The following is an 18,687-nucleotide window of genomic DNA, read 5'->3' as shown; positions in this document are numbered from 1 at the left end:
AACCGACACAGGTGGACTGGTAGAGTATACCAAGGCGCTTGAGAGAACTATGCTGAAGGAACTCGGCAATTTACCTCCGTAACTTCGGGATAAGGTCGCGCCCGGGATGGCGCGGCCGGTCGCTCCCGGCCAGCCGCCGACCGCACCGACCGGACCCGACCTGCTGCTGGTCGCCGAGGGCAAGGAGCACCGCTTCCGCCACCCGGTCACGGTGACCATCGGCCGCGCGGCCGACAACTCGGTCGTGCTGGAGGACCAGGGCGTCTCGCGCCAGCACGCCCGGCTGGTGGCCGTCCCTGGCGGCTGGACCTTCGAGAACGGCTCCCAGACCGGGTCGTTCCTCAAGGGGAAGCCGCTGGTCAGGGAGGAGATCGACGAGGAGACCGAGATCCGCCTCGGCCACCCCGTCGCGGGAGAGATTCTCAAGGTCATCCCGATCTACGCCGCCGAGGTCGAGGTCGCCCGTGCCGCCGCCAAGCGCCGCAACAAGCTGCTGCTGTGGGGCGGGATCGGCGCCGCGGCCGCGGTCGTGGTCATCGGACTGGTGGTCGCGATGTTCGTCGTGCCCGGCGGCGAGTCGGCCGCCCAGGACACCGGCCTGACCAAGGACGAGCTCAACAGCGCGCAGCGGGCCGCCGTCTGGATCACGTACGCACCGACCGAGGACACCATCGCGATGGGATCCGGGTCGATCGTCACCGCGGACGGCAAGATCCTCACCAACGCCCACGTCGCCGACCCGGCGAAGATCCCCGAGTACGCCGCCAAGGGCGAGGTCTCGCCCGAGTTCGTCAACATCCACATGACCGACCCGGCCGAGGGTTACAAGGTCGGTGAGCCCGACTACATCGCCAAGGTCATCGAGTCCGACGGCGAGGTCGACAGCGCGGTCGTGCAGATCGTCGCCGACGGCGAGGGCAACGCGGTGAACCCGTCCTCGCTGGACCTGCCGACGATCTCGCTCGGCGACTCCAACGCGGTCGACCGCGGCGACTTCATCGCCACGATCGGCTTCCCGATGCTGCCGAAGGAGAGCTTCGCGGACAAGGAGGGCGTGCTCTTCCAGCCGCCGACCGTCGCCGAGGGCAACGTGGCGACGATCCTCTCCTTCGAAGGGGAGGATCGGGCGGTCTTCGACGTCACCGCCCGGATCTCCAGCGGCAACTCCGGTGGCGCCGCGGTCAACGACGACGGTGAGCTCGTCGGCGTACCGACCTCCATCGGGTGGGACGACAACAACGTCGTCACCGGTCAGGTCATCCCGCTCGCCCAGCACTTCCCGATCCTCGAGGCCGCCGGCGTGAAGGTGCCGGGCAACTAGGTAACCTGCGTCACATGACTGCTCTGCGCTTCTCCGGCCCGGTCCTTCCCGATGGAGAGGTGCGGGACCTGTACGTCCTCGACGGCCGCATCACCTACGAGCGGCCGTCGGGGGCGGAGACCGGCGCCTCGGGCTGGATCGTGCCCGGTCTCGTCGACGCCCACTGCCACATCGGACTCGGTCCCGACGGGGCCGTCGATCAGGAGACCGCCGAGGCTCAGGCGATCGCCGACCGCGACGCCGGCGCGCTGCTCCTGCGCGACGCCGGCTCCGCCGCCGACACCCGCTGGGTCCAGTCCCGCGAGGACCTGCCCCGGCTGATCCGCGCGGGCCGCCACATCGGACGTACGAAGCGCTACATGCGCAACTACGCCGACGAGGTCGAGCCCGACGGCCTGGCCGAGGCCGTCGAGCGGCAGGCGCGCTCCGGTGACGGCTGGGTCAAGCTCGTCGGCGACTGGATCGACCGTGCCGAGGGAGACCTGAAGTCGTCCTTCCCGGCGGAGTCGTTCGCCGAGGCGATCAAGGTCGCCCACGACAACGACGCGCGGGTCACGGCTCACTGCTTCGGCCACGAGGTGCTGCCCGGCCTGATCGAGGCCGGGATCGACTGCATCGAGCACGGCACGGGCCTGACCCCGGATCTCGTCGAGGCCATGGCCGAACAGGGCACCGCACTGGTCCCCACCGTCGCCCAGCTCGAGATCTTCCCCGACCTGGCCGCCGCCGCAGCACCCAAGTTCCCGACGTACGCCGCCACCATGGAGGATCTCTACGCCCGCCGTCGCGAGACGATCATGAGCGCGTACGAGGCGGGGGTCGCTCTCTACGCAGGTTCTGACGGCGCGGGGGACCAGCTGCACGGCGTACTCCCTCAGGAGGTGCTCGCGATGCACCGGCTGGGCCTCCCCGCCGACGTCGTCCTCGGCGCCGCCTCCTGGCGCGCCCGGGAGTGGCTCGGCCACAACCCCGGCCTCGCCGAGGGCGATCCCGCCGACTTCGTCGTCTACGACACCAACCCCCTCGACGACCTCACCGTCCTCGCCCGGCCGGCCGCCGTCGTACTCCGGGGGAAGGTCTACGCCTGAGATTTCGCCGCTCCCGGCCACCTCTGGCAAACTGAGTTGTGTGTCCTGTGCGCAGGGACCCTCTCACCCAGCGCAACAGTGCCCGCCGAAGTTGCCTGACGGGTGTCCCCACACCGACACGGGCCTCTTCACCCATATTCGATTCCAAAGGAATACCACCAACAGTGGCTGTCAAGATCCGCTTGAAGCGCCTGGGCAAGATCCGGGTTCCGCAGTACCGCATCGTCATCGTCGACTCGCGCAAGAAGCGCGATGGCGCTGTCATCGAGGAGATCGGTCTCTACCGTCCCAAGGAGGAGCCGAGCTTCATCCAGGTCGACTCCGAGCGCGCCCAGTACTGGCTCGGTGTCGGCGCCCAGCCGACCCCGGCTCTTGAGGCGATCCTCAAGGTGACCGGCGACTGGCAGAAGTTCAAGGGCCTCCCGGGCGCCGAGGGCACCCTCCGCGTCGCCCCGCCGAAGCCCGACAAGCTCGAGCTCTTCAACAAGGCCCTCGCCGAGGCTCACGCCTCCGCCGGTGCCGAGGCCGTGACGAAGAAGTCCGCCAAGAAGGCTGAGGAGCCGAAGGCTGAGGAGCCCAAGGCCGAGGAGCCCAAGGCTGAGGAGCCGAAGGCCGAGGAGACCCCGGCCGCCGAGGCCGAGGCCTGAGCAGCATGCTCGCCGAAGCTCTCGAGCACCTCGTCCGAGGAGTCGTCGACAACCCGGACGAGGTGAGCGTGCGCGACAAGCAGCTTCGTCGCGGCTCCGTCCTCGAGGTCCGGGTCCACCCCGACGACCTCGGCAAGGTGATCGGCCGCGGCGGCCGCACCGCCACCGCGTTCCGTACGGTCATCTCAGCGCTGGCCGGCAAGGCCGGCGCGCGGATCGACTTCGTCGATGTCGACGGCGGTCGCTGAGCACGGCTGCATCAACGCACAACGGGCGTCACTCCTTCGGGGTGGCGCCCGTTGGTTTACCCGGTTAACCGGGTAAACCTGCACTTCTCTGGCAATGCAACGCCTGAGAAGTGCAGGAATCACCGGTTAACCGGTGATTCCTGCCCGGAACCCCACAGCCCCTAATCTCACTCCTGTGGAGTTGATCGAGGTGCTGGTCGGACGGATCGGCAAGCCGCATGGCATCCGAGGGTTCGTGACTGTCGAGGTGCGGACCGACGAGCCCGACCGGAGGTTCGCCGAGGGCACGGTGCTGCGGGCCCAGCCGCCGAAGGGATCGGCGTACGCCGCCAAGCAGCTGACCGTGGAGGGCGCCCGGTGGCACGGGCAGGTGCTCCAGGTCGCCTTCGAGGAGATCACCGACCGCAACGAGGCCGAGGCCGCTCGTGGGACGCTGCTCTTCGCCGACGTCCCGGCCGAGGAGACTCCCGAGGACCCCGACGAGTACTACGACCATCAGCTCGTCGGCCTGACCGCCTTCGACGAGGACGGCCGCGAGCTGGGCACGGTGAAGGCGCTGGTCCATGGGGGAGCCCAGGACCTGCTGACGATCCGTACCCCGGACCGGCGCGACGCGCTGGTGCCGTTCGTGAAGGCGCTGGTGCCGGTCGTCGACCTCTCCGAGAAGAAGGTCGTCATCGCCGACCGCCCCGGCTTGGTCACGCCGTTCGCCGAGGACGAGGGCGACGCCACGTGAGGCTCGACTACCTCACCATCTTCCCCGACTACCTCGCGCCGCTCCGGCTGAGCCTGCCGGGCAAGGCGATCGAGTCGGGGCTGCTGGAGATGCACGTCCACGACGTACGCGACTGGGCCCACGACCGCCACCGCACCGTCGACGACACGCCTTACGGCGGTGGCGCCGGGATGGTGATGAAGCCCGAGCCGTTCGGTGAGGCCTTCGACGAGCTGGCGATCGACGGCGCGACCGTGATCGTGACGACGCCGAGCGGTGAGCCGTTCACCCAGGCCCTGGCTCGCGATCTGTCGACCCGGGAGAGGCTGGTCTTCCTGCTCGGCCGCTACGAGGGCATCGACCAGCGCGTGCTCGACCATGCCGCGACCCGCGCCGAGGTCCGCGAGATCTCCCTGGGCGACTACGTGCTCAACGGGGGAGAGGTGGCCGCCATGGCGATCACCGAGGCCGTCGTACGCCTGCTCCCCGGGTTCATGGGCAACGCCGAGTCGCTCGTGGAGGAGTCCCACGAGGACGGCCTGCTGGAGTACCCGGTCTACACCAAGCCCGCCTCCTGGCGTGACCTCGAGGTCCCGAAGGTGCTGCTCAGCGGCGACCACAAGCGCATCGCGCAGTGGCGCCACGACCAGGCGGTGGCCCGGACCTCCGTACGCCGCCCCGACCTGCTCCACGCATCCCAAGCAGCCACGGAGTGGGAGATCGTGCCCGCCGTACGCGCTGATGTCCCCGAGCTGCACACGCTGCAGCTCGCCTGCTGGGTGCAGGAGATGCACGACAACCCCGGCGTCGAGATCCCACCGCTGCACGAGTCGCTCGAGGACACCGCGCGCGCTCTGGAGACGCACGACATGTACGTGGTCCGCTCCGCCGGCCGGTTGGTCGGCTCGGTCCGTGCCCGGCTCGAGGGCGACGTCTGGGAGATCGGACGGCTGATGACCGCCCCGGACCTCCAGGGGCGAGGTCTCGGGCGTCAGCTGCTGGACCACATCCAGGCCGTGGCCCCGGCGACCGCCACGACGTACGCGCTTTTCACCGGAGCCAAGAGCGAGCGGAACCAGAAGATCTACAAGAAGTCGGGGTTCCGGTTGCGCCGCGACCTCGAGGCTCCGCGAGGCGCAGTCATCATGACGAAGACACATGCGTCTCGTCGGTAACGGATCGGCAACCCAAGACTCTGTTACTTTTCTGTAACACAAGGCATCTGTCTCTGAAACGTTGCGTCGCAACGATGCCGGGCAATACGTACGACGAGCGACGTGGCTCGCGTGACGTCACAGCCACATCCCGAGACTCAATCAATGAGGCACTGAATGTCTGTCGAACTTGCATGGCAACTCCTGTGCGCGGCCCTGGTCATGTTCATGACCCCCGGCCTCGCCTTCTTCTACGGCGGTCTGGTGAAGGCCAAGTCCGTCGTCTCGATGATGATGCTGAGCTTCGGCTCGATCGCCGTCGTGACGATCCTCTATGTCCTCTACGGCGGCACCGGCATCGCTGGCAACGGCACCAGCGGTGGCAGCAAGCTGTTCGGTAACCCCTTCGAGGACTTCGGCATGACCGACCTCGTGACCTCCGCGGGCAGCGGTGACGCGGGCAACCTGTTCGGCGCACACGCCTTCCTGGTCGCCTTCTGCATCATCACCGTCGCCCTGGTCTCGGGGGCGGTCGCCGACCGTGCGCGCTTCTGGCCGTGGATGATCTTCGCGGTCTTCTTCGCCACCTTCGTGGTGTTCCCGACCTTCCGCTGGATCTGGGGCGTGGACGGCGAGGGCAACTTCTACGGCTGGCTCGCCAACAACGTCTACGGCCTGGGCGGTGCCCTCGACTGGGCCGGCGGCACGGTGATCCACCAGTCGGCTGGCGCCGCGGCGCTCGCCCTGGCGCTCGTGCTCGGTCGACGCAAGGTCGGCTTCTCCAAGGAGGAGACGGTCGCTCACAACGTACCGCTCGTGCTGATCGGTGCCGCGATCCTGTGGTTCGGCTGGTTCGGCTTCAACACCGGTGTCTTCGGTGCCGACGAGGGCCAGACCTCGCTGATCTTCATCAACACGATCATTGCCCCGGCCGCTGCTCTGATCGGCTGGATCGTCGTCGAGCAGTTCAAGGACGGCAAGCCCACGGCCGTCGGCGCCGCGTCCGGCATCGTCACCGGCCTGGTCGCCATCACGCCCGCCTGTGCGTTCGTGAGCCCGGTCTGGGCCCTCGTCCTCGGCCTCGTCGCCGGTGCCATCTGTGCCCTGGCCGTCGAGCTCAAGTTCAAGCTCGGCTTCGACGACACGCTCGACGTCGTCGGCATCCACCTCGTCGCCGGTTTCATCGGCTGCCTGTGGGTCGGCATCTTCGGCATGGAGTCGCTCACCGGTGGCAGCCTCGTCTTCGGTGGCAGCTTCAAGCTGCTCGGAGCCCAGTTCCTCTCCTCGATCACCGTGATCGCCTTCTCGTTCGTGGTGGCCTTCATCATCGGCTTCGCGATCGAGAAGACCATCGGCTTCCGCGCCAAGGAGGAGGACGAGGTCGCCGGTATCGACACCGTTCTCCACGAGCCGGGCTACTCCGAGCTCGCCTGAGTCATCGCTTCGGCCGCGAGGCCCGTCCCGGTTCGCCGGGGCGGGCCTCGCGGCGTATCTCAGCGAGGGCCGTAGGGAAGCTGCCGGGCCTGGTCCTGGATGCGGGTGCTGAGATCCTCGACCTCGGCCAGCACCGCCGGCGCCACCCAGACGGGGGAGCGGCGGGTGCGCTTGGTGCGGGTGAGGATCCCGGCTCGCTCCAAGCCGTCGATCGTCTCGGTGGGGTCCTCGTACCCGAGGCTCTTGGTGACCAGCTCGGCGTTGAGGATGGGCTCCTCGGTGAGCAGATCGAGAAGGCGGTACGCAGCAGACCCGGGTCGTGGGTCGCCGGCCGCCTCGCCCCAGCCGCGGCGGATGCTCTCCAGCGCCTCGGCCGTCTTCCACGACTCCGACGTTGCGATGGTCGTCGAGGCGGCGAGCATGGCGATGATCGTGGACGCGGTGCCGGCCCGGTAGTCGTTGAGGGCCGCGAAGTAGCGGTCGCGGTGCGCGACGAGCGCCGAGGCGATCGGGACGGCCAGGTGGCGCGAGGCGCGGCGTCGTCGGAGCACGGCGTGGATGAGCGCCCGCCCGATACGGCCGTTGCCGTCGATGAAGGGGTGGATCGACTCGAACTGGGCGTGCACGATCGCCGCCTGGGCGATGGGGGAGAGGTCGTCGCGGTTGGCGAAGGCAACCAGGTCCTCGATGTAGTCGACGACCGTCTCCGGTGGAGGTGGCACGTGGAGGGTGTCGCGGGGCGCGTAGTCGGAGCCGCCGACCCAGTTCTGCACGACGCGGAACCTGCCGGCGTTGGCCGCCTCGTCGGGATGGCGTACGAACAGGTCCCGGTGGGCGCGCAGGATCGCGTCGGAGGTGATCTTCCGGGTCGTGTCGGCCTCGCTGATCAGCCGCTGCATCGCCTGGGTCGCGGATGCCATCGAGGTCGCCGAGGAATTGGCACCGATGCCGAGCAGGGCCCGACCGTAGTCGGCCAGGCTGGCCTCCACGTGCTCGATCTTGGAGGAGTCGATCGCCTCGGTGCGCAGCTGCAGGTGGTTGAGCCCGTCCAGCGTCCGGCCGTGGACCAGGTCGAGATGGCGCAGCGCGCCCGCACTGGCGGTCGTCATCGCCGCCACCGGCCGCTCCAGCGCCAGGTCGAGGTCGGCGATGTGCGGCGGCAGTGCCACCGTGACCTCGCGGAGCAGCCGGTCGACGCGCGGACCGCGCGGGATCCGCTGCTTGTAGGGGCGCGTCACGTAGGTGTGCGGTGGCCAGTCGGTGTCGGTCACGGGGGAATCCTTGCAGGGGCCGCCGCGTACGTCTCGATTCCCGGCGTTCCGCGGCGCTGTGGCAGACTTGTGGGCCGGTCCAGTCGGCCGAAGCACGCTCCGAAGATGACACCCGGAGGTGTCGCGACGGGCTCCTGCCACAGGGGGAACCGTACGCCGCCGGCCAGCGTGGCTGGACCACCGCCAAAGATCGCCCTGACCAGGGCATGGATGACCGCGATCGGCCTGTGGCGAGCGTGAGGAGAAAATGATGAGCAACGTACTCGCTGAGGTCGGCAACGTCGCCAAGCGCGACGACCTGCCGGAGTTCCGCGCCGGTGACACCGTCAAGGTGCACGTGAAGGTCGTCGAGGGCAACCGGTCCCGCGTCCAGGTCTTCCAGGGCGTCGTGATCCGTGTCCACGGTTCCGGCATCGGCCGCACCTTCACCGTCCGCAAGGTCTCCTTCGGCGTGGGTGTCGAGCGCACCTTCCCGCTGCACTCCCCGATCTTCGAGCAGATCGAGGTCGTCACCCGTGGTGACGTCCGTCGCGCGAAGCTCTACTACCTGCGCAACCTGCGCGGCAAGAAGGCGAAGATCAAGGAGCGCCGCGAGGCGTGAGCCGGGAGGTCTGAGGGTTTCCTGAGCATTGCGAGTCGATGAGGCTCGTTGTGGAGGGAGTCTCTAGACTCACCGCGTGACTTCGAACGACCGCGATCCTTCCGTCGGCGTAGGGCCCCAGGCCCGCTGGGACGGGCCCGAGATGGGGGGATCGCGGTCGTTCTCGTCTTCTCCTCAGGCCCCGCGTTGGGCCTCTGAGCAGCCGGGCCCGGCCAACGGCCCGCGCCGCGAGGAGGAGCACAAGCCCCGCCTGTCGGCCTGGCAGGAGGGCATCGTCCTGGTCGTGCTGGCCGTGCTGGTCGCGATCGTCGTGAAGGCCCTGTTCGTGCAGGCCTTCTACATCCCCTCGGAGTCCATGGAGCCCGGCCTGCAGGGCGGCCCGTCGGTGGCGACCGACGACCGGGTGCTGGTCGAGAAGCCGTCCTACTGGCTCGCGGGCACGCCGCAGCGCGGCGATGTCGTGGTCTTCTCCGACCCGGGCTCCTGGCTCGGTGTCGACGAGTCGGCCGGCCCCAGCAATCTCTTCGGCAAGGCGCTCGCGGTCATCGGTCTCTACCCCGAGGGCGGCCACCTGGTGAAGCGTGTCATCGGTGTCCCCGGCGACGTCATCGAGTGCTGCGACAAGCAGGGTCGGCTGATCGTCAACGGCGTCCCGATCGACGAGCCGTACGCTCGGCCCTCCCAGACCAAGTGCGGCCGCCCCAACAAGGAGGGCGAGTGCTTCGGGCCGATGCCCGGCAACCGCCACTGGGAGGCCGGACCGGTGCCCGAGGGTTCGCTGTTCGTGATGGGCGACAACCGGGCCAACTCGGCCGACTCGACCGTCCACATGTGCACGGCCAACGAGACCGACTGCGCGCTGGTGCCCTGGGTGCCCGAGGACAACGTGGTCGGCAAGGTCGTCGCGCTGGGCTGGCCGCTGGACCGGGCGAAGTGGATCCACCGGCCCGAGAGCTTCGAGGACGTGCCGGCACAGTGAGCATTGCGCCAACCCTGCGAGTCGAGCGGTCCTTGCTGCGCGAGGGCGTCACCCATCTCGGTGCCGTCGACGAGGTGGGGCGCGGCGCGCTCTGTGGACCGGTCTCGATCGGGATCGTGGTGATCTCCGCGGCGACCCGCACAGCGCCGCAGGGCGTACGCGACTCCAAGCTGCTCACTCCCGAGGCTCGCGAGATGCTCGCGCCGAAGGTGCGCCGCTGGGCCGTCGACTCGGCTGTCGGGCACGCGCTGGCCTCCGAGATCGACGAGGTCGGGATCATGGCCGCGATGCGGCTGGCCGGTCAGCGAGCGTTGAGTGCCCTGGACGTACGTCCCGACGCGCTGCTGCTCGACGGCAACCACAACTATCTGACCCCGCCCGTGCAGGAGGGCCTCTTCGGTGAGGTCTCCCAGATGGTGGAGGAGGTCGAGGTGCCGCCGGTGACGACGATGATCAAGGCCGACATGAAGTGCGCCGCCGTCGCCGCCGCCTCGATCCTGGCGAAGACCTCGCGCGACGCGCTGATGGTCGCGCTCCACGACGAATATCCCGACTACGCCTGGGCCGACAACAAGGGCTACTCCGCGCCCGCCCACATCGCGGCGCTGGAGCGCCTGGGACCGTCGGCATATCACCGTCGCTCGTGGAGTCTTCCCGGCTCTTCGCCGGTGTTGGCTCTAGAGTCCTAGACATGAGCGAGCGCCAGCGAGCGACCAATGACCTCAGGCCGCCGCGTGCGTATTCTTCGCTTTCCTCCACGGAGGTGGCGGCATGAGCGCGGAGGATCTCGAGAAGTACGAGACCGAGATGGAGCTGACCCTCTACCGCGAGTATCGCGACGTGGTCGGCATCTTCAAGTACGTCGTCGAGACCGACCGCCGCTTCTACCTGTGCAACCAGGTCGACGTGCGAGCGCGTACGGACTCGGGGGATGTCTACTTCGAGGTGTCGATGAACGACGTCTGGGTGTGGGACATGTATCGGCCGGCCAGGTTCGCGAAGGCGGTCAAGGTGCTCACCTTCAAGGACGTCAACGTCGAGACGCTCAATCCGACCGACATCGACCAGCCGCTGGACTGACGTACGGCTGATCTCGGGCCAGTTACCGTCCACAGGGCGATCTCGATCCGGGGTTATCCCCAGGCCCCCCGGAACCAGCCCGGATTGTCGGTGCTCGCGATGAGTCTGGACCTCGAAGCCGAAGGGCAGGAGGTCCATGATGAGTTCAACGGCGCCGGCGCGGATCGCGCTGGGAAACTACGGCGAATCGGTCGCCGAGAGGCATCTGGTCGAGGCGGGCATGACCGTGCTCGACCGCAACTGGAGATGCGCTGACGGGGAGATCGACCTGGTCCTGCGCGAGGGCGACACCCTCGTCGTCTGCGAGGTGAAGACCCGCAGCCATGACGGGTGCGGTACGCCGCACGAGGCGGTCGACAAGACCAAGCTCGACCGGCTGAAGCGGTTGGCGATCGCCTGGCTGGAGCAGCACGACGTGCGAGCTCCGGGGATCCGGATCGATCTGGTCGCGGTGATGCACGCGCCCCGTGGCTCGGCGCTGGTCGAGCACGTCAGGGGCCTGTGATGGGATACGCGCGAGCTCATGGCGTCGCCCTTCGGGGCGCTGTCGGCCACTTGGTCGACGTGCAGGCCGACGTCTCGCCCGGCCTGGTCGGGCTCACGCTGGTCGGTCGTGCCGACAGCGTGCTGGCCGAGGGGCGCGACCGGGTCCGGATGGCGATCATCAACTCGGATCTCGAGTGGCCCGCGACCAAGCGGATCACGGTGCTGCTCTCACCGGCCGACCTGCCGAAGGGCGGCTCGCACTACGACCTCTCGATGGCGTTGGCGATCCTCGCGGCCGGTGGCGAGCTCGAGACGATCGGGCTGGAACGCACGGTCTTCATCGGGGAGCTGGCGCTCGACGGCGGGCTGCGGCCGACCTCCGGTGTGCTTCCGATGGTGCTCGCCGCCTCCCACGCCGGGATCGCTCGGGTGGTCGTGCCGGAGCCGCAGGTGGGCGAGGCGCGGATGGTGCCAGGGATGGAGGTCCTGGGGTTCCGGTCGCTGGGCCAGGTGGTTGCAGAGCTGCGTGGCGAGCCGGTGCCCGACGCGCCGCCGGTTGCGACCGGCACGGGCGGCAGCCTGCTCGGGTGGCGGGGTGACCGCAGGCTCGACGACATGGACATGTCCGATCTTCGCGGCATGCCCGAGACCCGCTTCGCGGTCGAGGTCGCGGCCGCCGGTGGACACCACCTGCTGCTCAAGGGGCCGAAGGGCTGCGGCAAGACCTCGATCGCCGAGCGGATCCCGACGATCCTGCCCGATCTCTCGCGTGAGGAGTCGCTGGAGGTGATGGCGGTGCAGTCGCTGGCCGGGGTGCTCGACGTCGACCGGGGGCTCCTGACCCGGCCGCCGTTCGCGGCTCCCCACCACGACGCCTCCAAACCCGGCATCGTCGGCGGTGGCACCGGCCGGGTCCGCCCGGGCCAGGTCTCGCTGTCGCACGCCGGCGTCCTCTTCCTCGACGAGTTCCCGTTGTTCAAGAGCGACGTCATCGAGTGCCTGCGCGAGCCGCTCGAGAGCGGCGACATCACGGTGTCGCGAGGCGAGGAGTCGGTGACGCTCCCGGCTCGTACCCTCGTCGTGCTCGCCGCCAATCCGTGTCCGTGCGGCAACTTCGACGCCTCGATCACCAAGGACGGCTGCATCTGCCGCGCCAATGAGCGCCAGTCCTACGAGCGGAAGGTCTCCGGACCGATCACCGACCGCATCGACATCATCCGCACGCTGCGACCGATGTCCGAGCAGAACCATGACCCGTGGGGCTCGGAGAACAGCGCCGACATCCGCGAACGGGTCACGGCGGCCAGGCGCCGTCAACGCGAGCGCTACGCCGACTTCGGGTGGCGGTTGAATGGCCAGGCCAGCGGGATCGCGCTGCGCGACAACTGGCCGCTGCCGCCATCGGCCGAGGCGCTCATCGACTCACGCATCTTCTCCGGCGCCCTGACCCGTCGTGGCGCGGTGCGCGTGCATCGCCTCGCGTGGACGGTTGCCGACCTCGCCGGGGTCGACTGGCCGGGCGTCACCGAGACCGAGACGGCGCTCGCGCTGCGCAACGGCGGCTCGCTCACGGTGTCGGCGTTCGAGGGGAGGTCGGCATGACCGCGGCGCCCGTCGCACCGAGCTTCACCGACCTCGAGCGCGAGCGCCTGGCCCGGATCGCGCTGACCCAGCTGATCGAGCCCGGCACCCCGCTGCTCGACACCTGCATGGTGGGATCCACCGCGACCGAGGTCTACCGACGCTTCGCCGAGGAGGATCCCGGCCTCGGCGACGACGGCCTCGAAGCCAGGCTGCGGCTCGCCCAGATCCACCCCGACCGCGACCTGGAGCGGGCAGCCAACGCCGGGTTCCGCTACGTCATCCCCGGCGACGAGGAGTGGCCCACCCAGGTCGAGCGGCTCGCCGGTCAGGAGCATCTTCAATACCGCACCGGCACCCCACTCGGCCTGTGGGTGCGGGGACCGCTCCTGCTCAGCGATCTCGACCGGTCGGTCGCGATCGTCGGGTCCCGGGACGCGACCTCCTACGGTGCCGACGCCGCGGCGCGGATCGCGGCCGACCTCGCGGTCAACGACTTCGTGACCGTCTCCGGGGCTGCGGTCGGCATCGATGCGGCCGCACACCGAGGCGCCCTCACCGGCCCACCGGGGAGCACCGTCGCCGTTCTCGCGGGTGGCGTCGACGTTCCTTACCCGCTCCGCAACCGGCGCCTGATCGACGCGATCGCCGAGAGCGGAGCGGTGATCTCGGAGATCGCGCCCGGGTTCCCGGTCACCCGCTATCGATTCCTCTCCCGCAACCGGATCATCGCCGCACTCGCCCGGGGCACCGTGGTCGTCGAGGCGGCAGCGCGCAGCGGCTCCCTCAACACCTCCCACTGGGCCTACTGCATCAACACACCCGTAATGGCGGTGCCCGGTCAGGTGGGCGCGATGACCTCGGTCGGCACCCATGAGCTCGTACGCAGCGGCAAAGGCGTCCTGGTGACCGACGGTCTCGACGTACGCGAGCTCGTCGGCGACATGGGGGAGGCGGTCCCCGAGGAACCCCGTGGCCCCGTGCGCCGCCGCGACTCGCTGACCTCCGTCGAGAAGCAGGTCCTCGATGCGGTCCCGGTGAGCAGCCCCTCCTCACAGCTCGCCATCGCGAGGTCGGCATGCCTGCACCCGAAGACGGCCGGCACCGCGCTGTCGCGACTCGAGGCGCTCGGTCTCGCCGAGCGGTTCCCCGACGGGTGGCAGCTAGCCCCGGGCGCGGCTCGCACCTGATTAGGGCGTGTCTAGCAACTCGGATGCGCCGGCCGAGTTGCCAGACACGCCCTGGCCCGTCACCTATCCTGGCTCGGGTGAGCGCTGAACCCGAGGGGGACCCGGAAGGCGAGGCCGCGGAAGCGGAGCTCCCCGAGGTCTACGCCGCGCTGCTCGGGGACTACGAGCGACACCTCAGCGCCGAACGCGGGCTCTCCGACCACACGGTCCGGGCCTACCTGGGCGACATCCGCAGCCTGCTCGACCACGCCGGCCGCATGGGCCGCACCGAGCCCGAGGCGATCGACCTGCGCACGCTGCGCAGCTGGCTGGCCAAGCAGCAGACGACCGGCCACTCACGTACGACCCTGGCCCGGAGGGCCACCGCGGCCCGGGTCTTCTGCGGATGGCTGGTCCGGACCGGTCGGGCGCAGGTCGACGCCGGTGCCGCGCTCGGCTCGCCCAAGGCCCATCGGACCCTCCCGCCCGTACTGCGCCCCGACGAGGTCGAGTCCCTCATCGCCGCCGCCATCACCGCGGCTGAGGACGGCACGCCGGTCGGGATGCGCGACATCGCCGTGCTGGAGATGCTCTATGCGACCGGTGCCCGCGTCGGTGAGCTCGTCGGCCTCGACCTGGACGATGTCGACTACGAACGCCGCGTCATCCGGGTGCTCGGCAAGGGACGCAAGGAGCGGATGGTGCCCTTCGGCGGCCCCGCGGTCCGGGCGCTCGACCGTTGGGTCGTCCGGGGCCGTCCGCAGCTGGTCACCGACTCCTCCGGGCCGGCCCTGTTTCTCGGGGCTCGCGGCGGCCGGCTCGACCAGCGTGCCGTACGCACCCTCGTCCACCGCCGCCTCGCCGACGTCCCCGGCGCCCCCGACCTCGGCCCCCACGGCCTGCGCCACAGCACTGCCACCCACCTCCTCGAGGGTGGTGCCGACCTGCGCTCGGTCCAAGAGCTCCTCGGGCACGCCAGCCTGGCCACCACCCAGATCTACACCCACGTCAGCAGCGACCGGCTCCGCAAGGCCTACCGTCAGGCCCACCCCCGCGCCTGACCCGCCGAGACGGCACCCGCGTCGGCCGAGTGTGTAGTTGTGGCGGGACGAGAAGTGAGTTGTGGGCGACGAAAGTCGAGCTTCGTCGCCCACAACTACGGTTTCAGCCCGCCACAACTGCGGATTCGGCCTACCGGATCGGGTCGCCGCGCCAGAGGGGGAGGAGCCGGACCGGCCGCGGGGCGTCGACGAGCAGGAGCGGGTCGAGGTAGACATCGTCGGCGTGACGGATCCAGCCCCAGTGCAGGCAGGCGGCGGGGAAGCAGTGGGAGCCGGCGATACCGAGCCGGCCCAACGGCGCTCCGGCCGCGACCGGATCGCCGACGGCCACGGTGGCCACGACTGGCTCATAGGTGGTCCGTGTGGTTCCGTGGTCGACGCTCACCACCGCCTTGCCTGCGATCACTCCGACGAACGCGACCGTCCCGGCCATCGCGGCGCGTACGATCGCGCCCGGCGATCCGGCCAGGTCCACGCCGCGGTGACCCGCACCCCACGGAGCATCTGGCGGGTCGAAGCGGCGCACGACCTCCGGCTGGGGCGCCAGCGGCCATTCGCCCTGGGGGACCTCGTCGGTCTCTCCGACCGGGCTCGGACCCTCGTCGTGACCCACTGCCCCACCCAGCGAGGCGCCGGACGACGCCACCTCGGCACGTGGCGTTCCGAGGGCTGGGCTTGCCGGGGCGATGAGGACGACGAGGAACAGGGCCGCGACGAGGGCACGGGCCCGGTCGGAGAGGCGGTACGAGGTCATGACGAGCAGACAACCCCGGATCGAGGACCCGCACAACGAGCGGCGTACGTCCTGTGGATAACCCCGTCCCGAGACACCCCTGTGGACACTGATCGGCCCGCGCCGGAGCCGGTCATGGAGGATTGGCCCGAGACCCGGGTCGGCGGCTAGTCTTGGACCGGCAGCCCCCTGTGGGCTGACTTCGCACGCCAGCAGACCGCGACGGTGCCTCGCTCCGAGACGCCGGTCGCCCGCGGGCGCGGCCCTCAGTCCCGAGCAGAACGCTCAGGTCGGACCGCGTGCAAGCGTCAGGGCCCATCAGCACTGATGGGCGCGAAACTGAAAACCGACCGGCTCGCGCCAACACCCGCCCGACCTCGAGAAACGCAAGGTCGAGCCACCAGCGGTGCACACGCGGGCCACCACCTAGGAGAAAAAACATCATGGCAGTCGTGACCATGCGCCAGCTCCTCGAGAGCGGCGTCCACTTCGGACACCAGACCCGTCGCTGGAACCCGAAGATGAAGCGGTTCATCCTCACCGACCGCAACGGCATCTACATCATCGACCTTCAGCAGTCGCTGGCCTACATCGACCGCAGCTTCGCCTTCGTCAAGGAGACCGTGGCCAAGGGCGGCACGATCATGTTCGTGGGCACCAAGAAGCAGGCCCAGGAGGCCATCGCCGAGCAGGCGACGCGCGTCGGGATGCCTTACGTCAACCAGCGCTGGCTGGGTGGCATGCTCACCAACTTCCAGACCGTGCACCAGCGGATCAACCGTCTCAAGGAGCTCGACGAGGTCAACTTCGACGACGTCGCCGGCTCGGGTCGCACGAAGAAGGAGCTCCTGCAGATGAAGCGGGAGCGCGACAAGCTCGACAAGACCCTCGGTGGCATCCGCGAGATGGGCCGTACGCCGTCCGCCGTGTGGATCGTCGACACGAACAAGGAGCACCTGGCAGTCGAGGAGGCCCGCAAGCTGCGGATCCCGATCGTCGCCATTCTGGACTCCAACTGCGACCCCGACCTGGTCGACTTCCCGATCCCGGGGAACGACGACGCCATCCGCGCCGTTGGCCTGTTGACCCGCGTGGTCGCCGACGCTGTTGCCGAGGGCCTCATCGCCCGCTCTGGTGGCAAGACCGAGGGCACCGAGGGCGCCACCACCGCCGACGAGCCCCTGGCCGAGTGGGAGCGCGAGCTCCTGGCGACCCCGGCCGTCGAGGAGGCCAAGGCCGAGGAGACCCCCGCGGCCGAGGAGACCCCCGCCGCCGAGGCCGCTGAGACCACCGAGGCTCCGGCCGAGGAGACCCCCGCCGAGACCCCCGAGGCCTCGGCCGAGGCCCCGGCCGAGGCCTGAGCCTCATCGTCCACCCAAAGCCACTTAACAAGTCAGAGGAAGACACGCATGGCTTACACCGCTGCCGACGTCAAGAAGCTCCGTGAGCTGACCCAGGCCGGCATGATGGACTGCAAGAAGGCGCTCGACGAGGCTGACGGCAACTTCGACAAGGCTGTTGAGATCCTTCGCGTCAAGGGCACGGCCAAGGCCGCCGCCCGGGCCGCGGAGCGCACCACCTCGGCCGGCCTCGTCGCCGCCTCCGGCAACGCTCTGGTCAGCCTCCTCTCGGAGACCGACTTCGTCGCCAAGAACGAGAGCTTCGTCGCTGCTGCCCAGCAGATCGTCGAGGCCGCCGACGCCAACAAGGTCAACGACCTCGAGGCCCTCAAGGCCATCTCGCTCGGCGACAAGACCGTCGGCGAGACCGTCGAGGAGCTCGCCCGCACCATCGGCGAGAAGATCGAGCTCGGCCAGGTCGCCTACTTCGAGGGTGAGACCACGGTCTACCTGCACAAGAAGGCCTCCGACCTGCCGCCGAGCCTCGGCGTCCTGGTCGCCTACGAGGGTGACGAGGCGGCCGCGAAGCAGGCCGCCCAGCAGGCTGCCGCGCTCAAGGCGCAGTACCTCACCTCCGACGAGGTGCCGGCCGACGTGGTCGACGCCGAGAAGGACGTCCTCACCAAGAAGACGCTCGAGGAGGGCAAGCCCGAGGCTGCCGTCGCCAAGATCGTCGAAGGCCGGATCAAGGCGTTCTTCAAGGAGATCGTCCTGCTCGACCAGGAGTCGGTCTTCGAGTCGAAGAAGTCCGTCAAGCAGGTCCTCGACGCCGCCAACACGCAGGTGAAGCAGTTCGCCCGCTTCGACGTCGGCGCCTGAACCGAGCCTGACTCCGCGCCAACGGCGCGCGATCAGTTAGGTTGAGCAGCAACGTACGACGAAAGGGGCCGGTCCGATGAACCGAATGGTGATCATCGGACCGGCCCTTTCGTACGCCATCCCCACATGCACCACCCCGCAAGACGTCGCCCCAGGAAAGGCCACGGCATGACCCGCTACCAGCGCATCCTGATCAAGCTGTCCGGAGAGAACTTCGGCGGTGGCGAGGTCGGCGTCGACCCCATCGTGGTCGCCTCGATCGCCAAGGAGATCTCCGCCGTCGCCGCCTCCGGCGTGCAGATCGCGATCGTCGTCGGCGGTGGCAACTTCTTCCGCGGCTCCGAGCTCCAGCAGGCGGGCATGGACCGGTCCCGCGCCGACTACATGGGCATGCTCGGCACCGTCATGAACTGCCTCGCGCTGCAGGACTTCCTCGAGAAGGAAGGCGTCGACACCCGGGTGCAGACCGCGATCACGATGGGCCAGGTCGCCGAGCCCTACATCCCGCGCAAGGCCATGCGTCACCTCGAGAAGGGCCGTGTCGTGATCTTCGGCGCCGGCTCCGGCATGCCCTACTTCTCCACCGACACCGTCGCCGCCCAGCGCGCCCTCGAGGTCCACGCTGAGGTCGTCCTGATGGCCAAGAACGGCGTCGACGGGATCTACACCGCCGACCCGAAGAAGGACCCGACGGCGACGAAGTACGATGAGATCACTTTCGGTGAGGCGCTGCAGAAGCAGCTCAAGATCGCCGACGCCACCGCGTTCGCCCTCTGCATGGAGAACAAGATGCCCATCGTGGTCTACGGCGCGGAGGACGAGGGGGCGGTCTACCGGATCGTCCAGGGTGAGAAGATCGGTACGCTCGTCACCGCTGGCTGAGCGGCACGAGCCCACACG

20 protein-coding genes and 1 pseudogene are annotated in these 18,687 nt (G+C 69.2%); 19 read left to right on the top strand and 2 right to left on the bottom strand.

The window, feature by feature from the left end:
- Positions 1 to 106: 106 nt before the first annotated feature.
- The 8 genes and pseudogenes from ABZU72_RS06775 to ABZU72_RS06740 all read left to right on the top strand — a co-directional run bounded on the left by ABZU72_RS06775 (position 107) and on the right by ABZU72_RS06740 (position 6,607).
- Positions 107 to 1,321: a trypsin-like peptidase domain-containing protein gene (locus ABZU72_RS06775; RefSeq protein ID WP_355018089.1), complete on the top strand. Its 1,215-nt coding sequence runs from the start codon at positions 107 to 109 to the stop codon at positions 1,319 to 1,321.
- Between the two features lie 14 nt (positions 1,322 to 1,335).
- Positions 1,336 to 2,409, top strand: coding sequence for an amidohydrolase family protein (locus ABZU72_RS06770; RefSeq protein ID WP_355018088.1), 1,074 nt, complete (start codon positions 1,336 to 1,338; stop codon positions 2,407 to 2,409).
- 164 nt (positions 2,410 to 2,573) lie between these two features.
- Positions 2,574 to 3,056, top strand: coding sequence for a 30S ribosomal protein S16 (gene rpsP, locus ABZU72_RS06765; RefSeq protein WP_160024482.1), 483 nt, complete (start codon positions 2,574 to 2,576; stop codon positions 3,054 to 3,056).
- A 5-nt stretch (positions 3,057 to 3,061) separates the two neighbouring features.
- Positions 3,062 to 3,304, top strand: a complete 243-nt coding sequence (locus ABZU72_RS06760; protein WP_355018087.1) for an RNA-binding protein — start codon at positions 3,062 to 3,064, stop codon at positions 3,302 to 3,304.
- Between the two features lie 175 nt (positions 3,305 to 3,479).
- Complete coding sequence (gene rimM / locus ABZU72_RS06755) at positions 3,480 to 4,040, top strand: ribosome maturation factor RimM (protein ID WP_355018086.1); 561 nt, start codon at positions 3,480 to 3,482, stop codon at positions 4,038 to 4,040.
- A pseudogene (gene trmD / locus ABZU72_RS06750) lies at positions 4,037 to 4,705 on the top strand (tRNA (guanosine(37)-N1)-methyltransferase TrmD); the annotation flags it as partial. The gene rimM and the pseudogene trmD, both read left to right, overlap by 4 nt.
- A gap of 102 nt (positions 4,706 to 4,807) precedes the next feature.
- Positions 4,808 to 5,194, top strand: coding sequence for a GNAT family N-acetyltransferase (locus ABZU72_RS06745; RefSeq protein ID WP_355018096.1), 387 nt, complete (start codon positions 4,808 to 4,810; stop codon positions 5,192 to 5,194).
- A 156-nt stretch (positions 5,195 to 5,350) separates the two neighbouring features.
- Positions 5,351 to 6,607, top strand: coding sequence for an ammonium transporter (locus ABZU72_RS06740; protein WP_355018085.1), 1,257 nt, complete (start codon positions 5,351 to 5,353; stop codon positions 6,605 to 6,607).
- Between the two features lie 59 nt (positions 6,608 to 6,666).
- Here the strand turns inward: ABZU72_RS06740 and ABZU72_RS06735 are convergent, their stop codons facing one another.
- Positions 6,667 to 7,878 (bottom strand): Fic family protein, encoded by a 1,212-nt coding sequence (locus tag ABZU72_RS06735; protein ID WP_355018084.1) that lies wholly within the window; start codon positions 7,876 to 7,878, stop codon positions 6,667 to 6,669.
- A gap of 250 nt (positions 7,879 to 8,128) precedes the next feature.
- Here ABZU72_RS06735 and rplS point away from each other — a divergent pair, with 250 nt between their 5' ends.
- From rplS to ABZU72_RS06695, 8 genes are all read left to right on the top strand, one after another.
- A complete protein-coding gene (gene rplS / locus ABZU72_RS06730; protein WP_350661736.1) occupies positions 8,129 to 8,479 on the top strand; it encodes a 50S ribosomal protein L19 in 351 nt (116 codons plus the stop codon).
- 76 nt (positions 8,480 to 8,555) lie between these two features.
- Positions 8,556 to 9,458 (top strand): signal peptidase I, encoded by a 903-nt coding sequence (lepB, locus tag ABZU72_RS06725; RefSeq protein ID WP_355018083.1) that lies wholly within the window; start codon positions 8,556 to 8,558, stop codon positions 9,456 to 9,458.
- Positions 9,455 to 10,147, top strand: coding sequence for a ribonuclease HII (locus ABZU72_RS06720; protein ID WP_355018082.1), 693 nt, complete (start codon positions 9,455 to 9,457; stop codon positions 10,145 to 10,147). Before lepB ends, ABZU72_RS06720 begins: the two co-directional genes overlap by 4 nt.
- An 82-nt stretch (positions 10,148 to 10,229) precedes the next feature.
- Entirely contained in the window at positions 10,230 to 10,538 is a 309-nt protein-coding gene (locus ABZU72_RS06715) for a DUF2469 domain-containing protein (protein ID WP_045550889.1), read from the top strand.
- Positions 10,539 to 10,677: 139 nt separating this feature from the next.
- Positions 10,678 to 11,043 (top strand): YraN family protein, encoded by a 366-nt coding sequence (locus ABZU72_RS06710; protein WP_160024477.1) that lies wholly within the window; start codon positions 10,678 to 10,680, stop codon positions 11,041 to 11,043.
- Positions 11,043 to 12,626 (top strand): YifB family Mg chelatase-like AAA ATPase, encoded by a 1,584-nt coding sequence (locus tag ABZU72_RS06705; RefSeq protein ID WP_355018081.1) that lies wholly within the window; start codon positions 11,043 to 11,045, stop codon positions 12,624 to 12,626. Before ABZU72_RS06710 ends, ABZU72_RS06705 begins: the two co-directional genes overlap by 1 nt.
- On the top strand, positions 12,623 to 13,795 hold the full coding sequence (dprA, locus tag ABZU72_RS06700) for a DNA-processing protein DprA (RefSeq protein WP_355018080.1): 1,173 nt from the start codon (positions 12,623 to 12,625) through the stop codon (positions 13,793 to 13,795). Before ABZU72_RS06705 ends, dprA begins: the two co-directional genes overlap by 4 nt.
- Before the next feature lie 77 nt (positions 13,796 to 13,872).
- Entirely contained in the window at positions 13,873 to 14,835 is a 963-nt protein-coding gene (locus tag ABZU72_RS06695) for a tyrosine recombinase XerC (RefSeq protein ID WP_355018079.1), read from the top strand.
- A 130-nt stretch (positions 14,836 to 14,965) separates the two neighbouring features.
- On the opposite strand, the gene ABZU72_RS06690 is transcribed toward ABZU72_RS06695, so the two are convergent.
- A complete protein-coding gene (locus ABZU72_RS06690; RefSeq protein ID WP_355018078.1) occupies positions 14,966 to 15,589 on the bottom strand; it encodes a M23 family metallopeptidase in 624 nt (207 codons plus the stop codon).
- A gap of 422 nt (positions 15,590 to 16,011) precedes the next feature.
- On the opposite strand from ABZU72_RS06690, the gene rpsB reads away from it, so the two are divergent.
- The 3 genes from rpsB (at position 16,012) to pyrH (ending at position 18,669) form a co-directional block, all read left to right on the top strand.
- Complete coding sequence (gene rpsB / locus ABZU72_RS06685) at positions 16,012 to 16,929, top strand: 30S ribosomal protein S2 (protein WP_355018077.1); 918 nt, start codon at positions 16,012 to 16,014, stop codon at positions 16,927 to 16,929.
- A gap of 48 nt (positions 16,930 to 16,977) precedes the next feature.
- Positions 16,978 to 17,787 carry a translation elongation factor Ts gene (gene tsf, locus ABZU72_RS06680; RefSeq protein WP_355018076.1) on the top strand — a complete coding sequence of 270 codons (810 nt, stop codon included), beginning with the start codon at positions 16,978 to 16,980 and terminating at the stop codon, positions 17,785 to 17,787.
- A 168-nt stretch (positions 17,788 to 17,955) separates the two neighbouring features.
- Positions 17,956 to 18,669 carry a UMP kinase gene (gene pyrH, locus ABZU72_RS06675; protein ID WP_355018075.1) on the top strand — a complete coding sequence of 238 codons (714 nt, stop codon included), beginning with the start codon at positions 17,956 to 17,958 and terminating at the stop codon, positions 18,667 to 18,669.
- The last annotated feature ends 18 nt before the right edge of the window (positions 18,670 to 18,687 follow it).

It is taken from the genome of Nocardioides sp. NPDC004968 (genome assembly GCF_040608935.1).
Taxonomy (GTDB): domain Bacteria; phylum Actinomycetota; class Actinomycetes; order Propionibacteriales; family Nocardioidaceae; genus Nocardioides.
The sequence above is the reverse complement of the archived record's forward strand: the minus strand, read 5'-3'. Positions and strand labels throughout refer to the sequence as shown.

Excerpts from the sequence above, each read along its gene's own strand:
- ABZU72_RS06775 (WP_355018089.1), top strand. The coding sequence starts at position 107 with ATGGCGCGGCCGGTCGCTCCCGGCCAGCCGCCGACCGCACCGACCGGA.
- ABZU72_RS06770 (WP_355018088.1), top strand. The coding sequence starts at position 1,336 with ATGACTGCTCTGCGCTTCTCCGGCCCGGTCCTTCCCGATGGAGAGGTG.
- ABZU72_RS06760 (WP_355018087.1), top strand. The coding sequence starts at position 3,062 with ATGCTCGCCGAAGCTCTCGAGCACCTCGTCCGAGGAGTCGTCGACAAC.
- ABZU72_RS06745 (WP_355018096.1), top strand. The coding sequence starts at position 4,808 with ATGCACGACAACCCCGGCGTCGAGATCCCACCGCTGCACGAGTCGCTC.
- ABZU72_RS06740 (WP_355018085.1), top strand. The coding sequence starts at position 5,351 with ATGTCTGTCGAACTTGCATGGCAACTCCTGTGCGCGGCCCTGGTCATG.
- rplS (WP_350661736.1), top strand. The coding sequence starts at position 8,129 with ATGAGCAACGTACTCGCTGAGGTCGGCAACGTCGCCAAGCGCGACGAC.
- ABZU72_RS06715 (WP_045550889.1), top strand. The coding sequence starts at position 10,230 with ATGAGCGCGGAGGATCTCGAGAAGTACGAGACCGAGATGGAGCTGACC.
- ABZU72_RS06710 (WP_160024477.1), top strand. The coding sequence starts at position 10,678 with ATGAGTTCAACGGCGCCGGCGCGGATCGCGCTGGGAAACTACGGCGAA.
- ABZU72_RS06705 (WP_355018081.1), top strand. The coding sequence starts at position 11,043 with ATGGGATACGCGCGAGCTCATGGCGTCGCCCTTCGGGGCGCTGTCGGC.
- dprA (WP_355018080.1), top strand. The coding sequence starts at position 12,623 with ATGACCGCGGCGCCCGTCGCACCGAGCTTCACCGACCTCGAGCGCGAG.
- ABZU72_RS06690 (WP_355018078.1), bottom strand. The coding sequence starts at position 15,589 with ATGACCTCGTACCGCCTCTCCGACCGGGCCCGTGCCCTCGTCGCGGCC.
- rpsB (WP_355018077.1), top strand. The coding sequence starts at position 16,012 with ATGGCAGTCGTGACCATGCGCCAGCTCCTCGAGAGCGGCGTCCACTTC.
- tsf (WP_355018076.1), top strand. The coding sequence starts at position 16,978 with ATGGCTTACACCGCTGCCGACGTCAAGAAGCTCCGTGAGCTGACCCAG.
- pyrH (WP_355018075.1), top strand. The coding sequence starts at position 17,956 with ATGACCCGCTACCAGCGCATCCTGATCAAGCTGTCCGGAGAGAACTTC.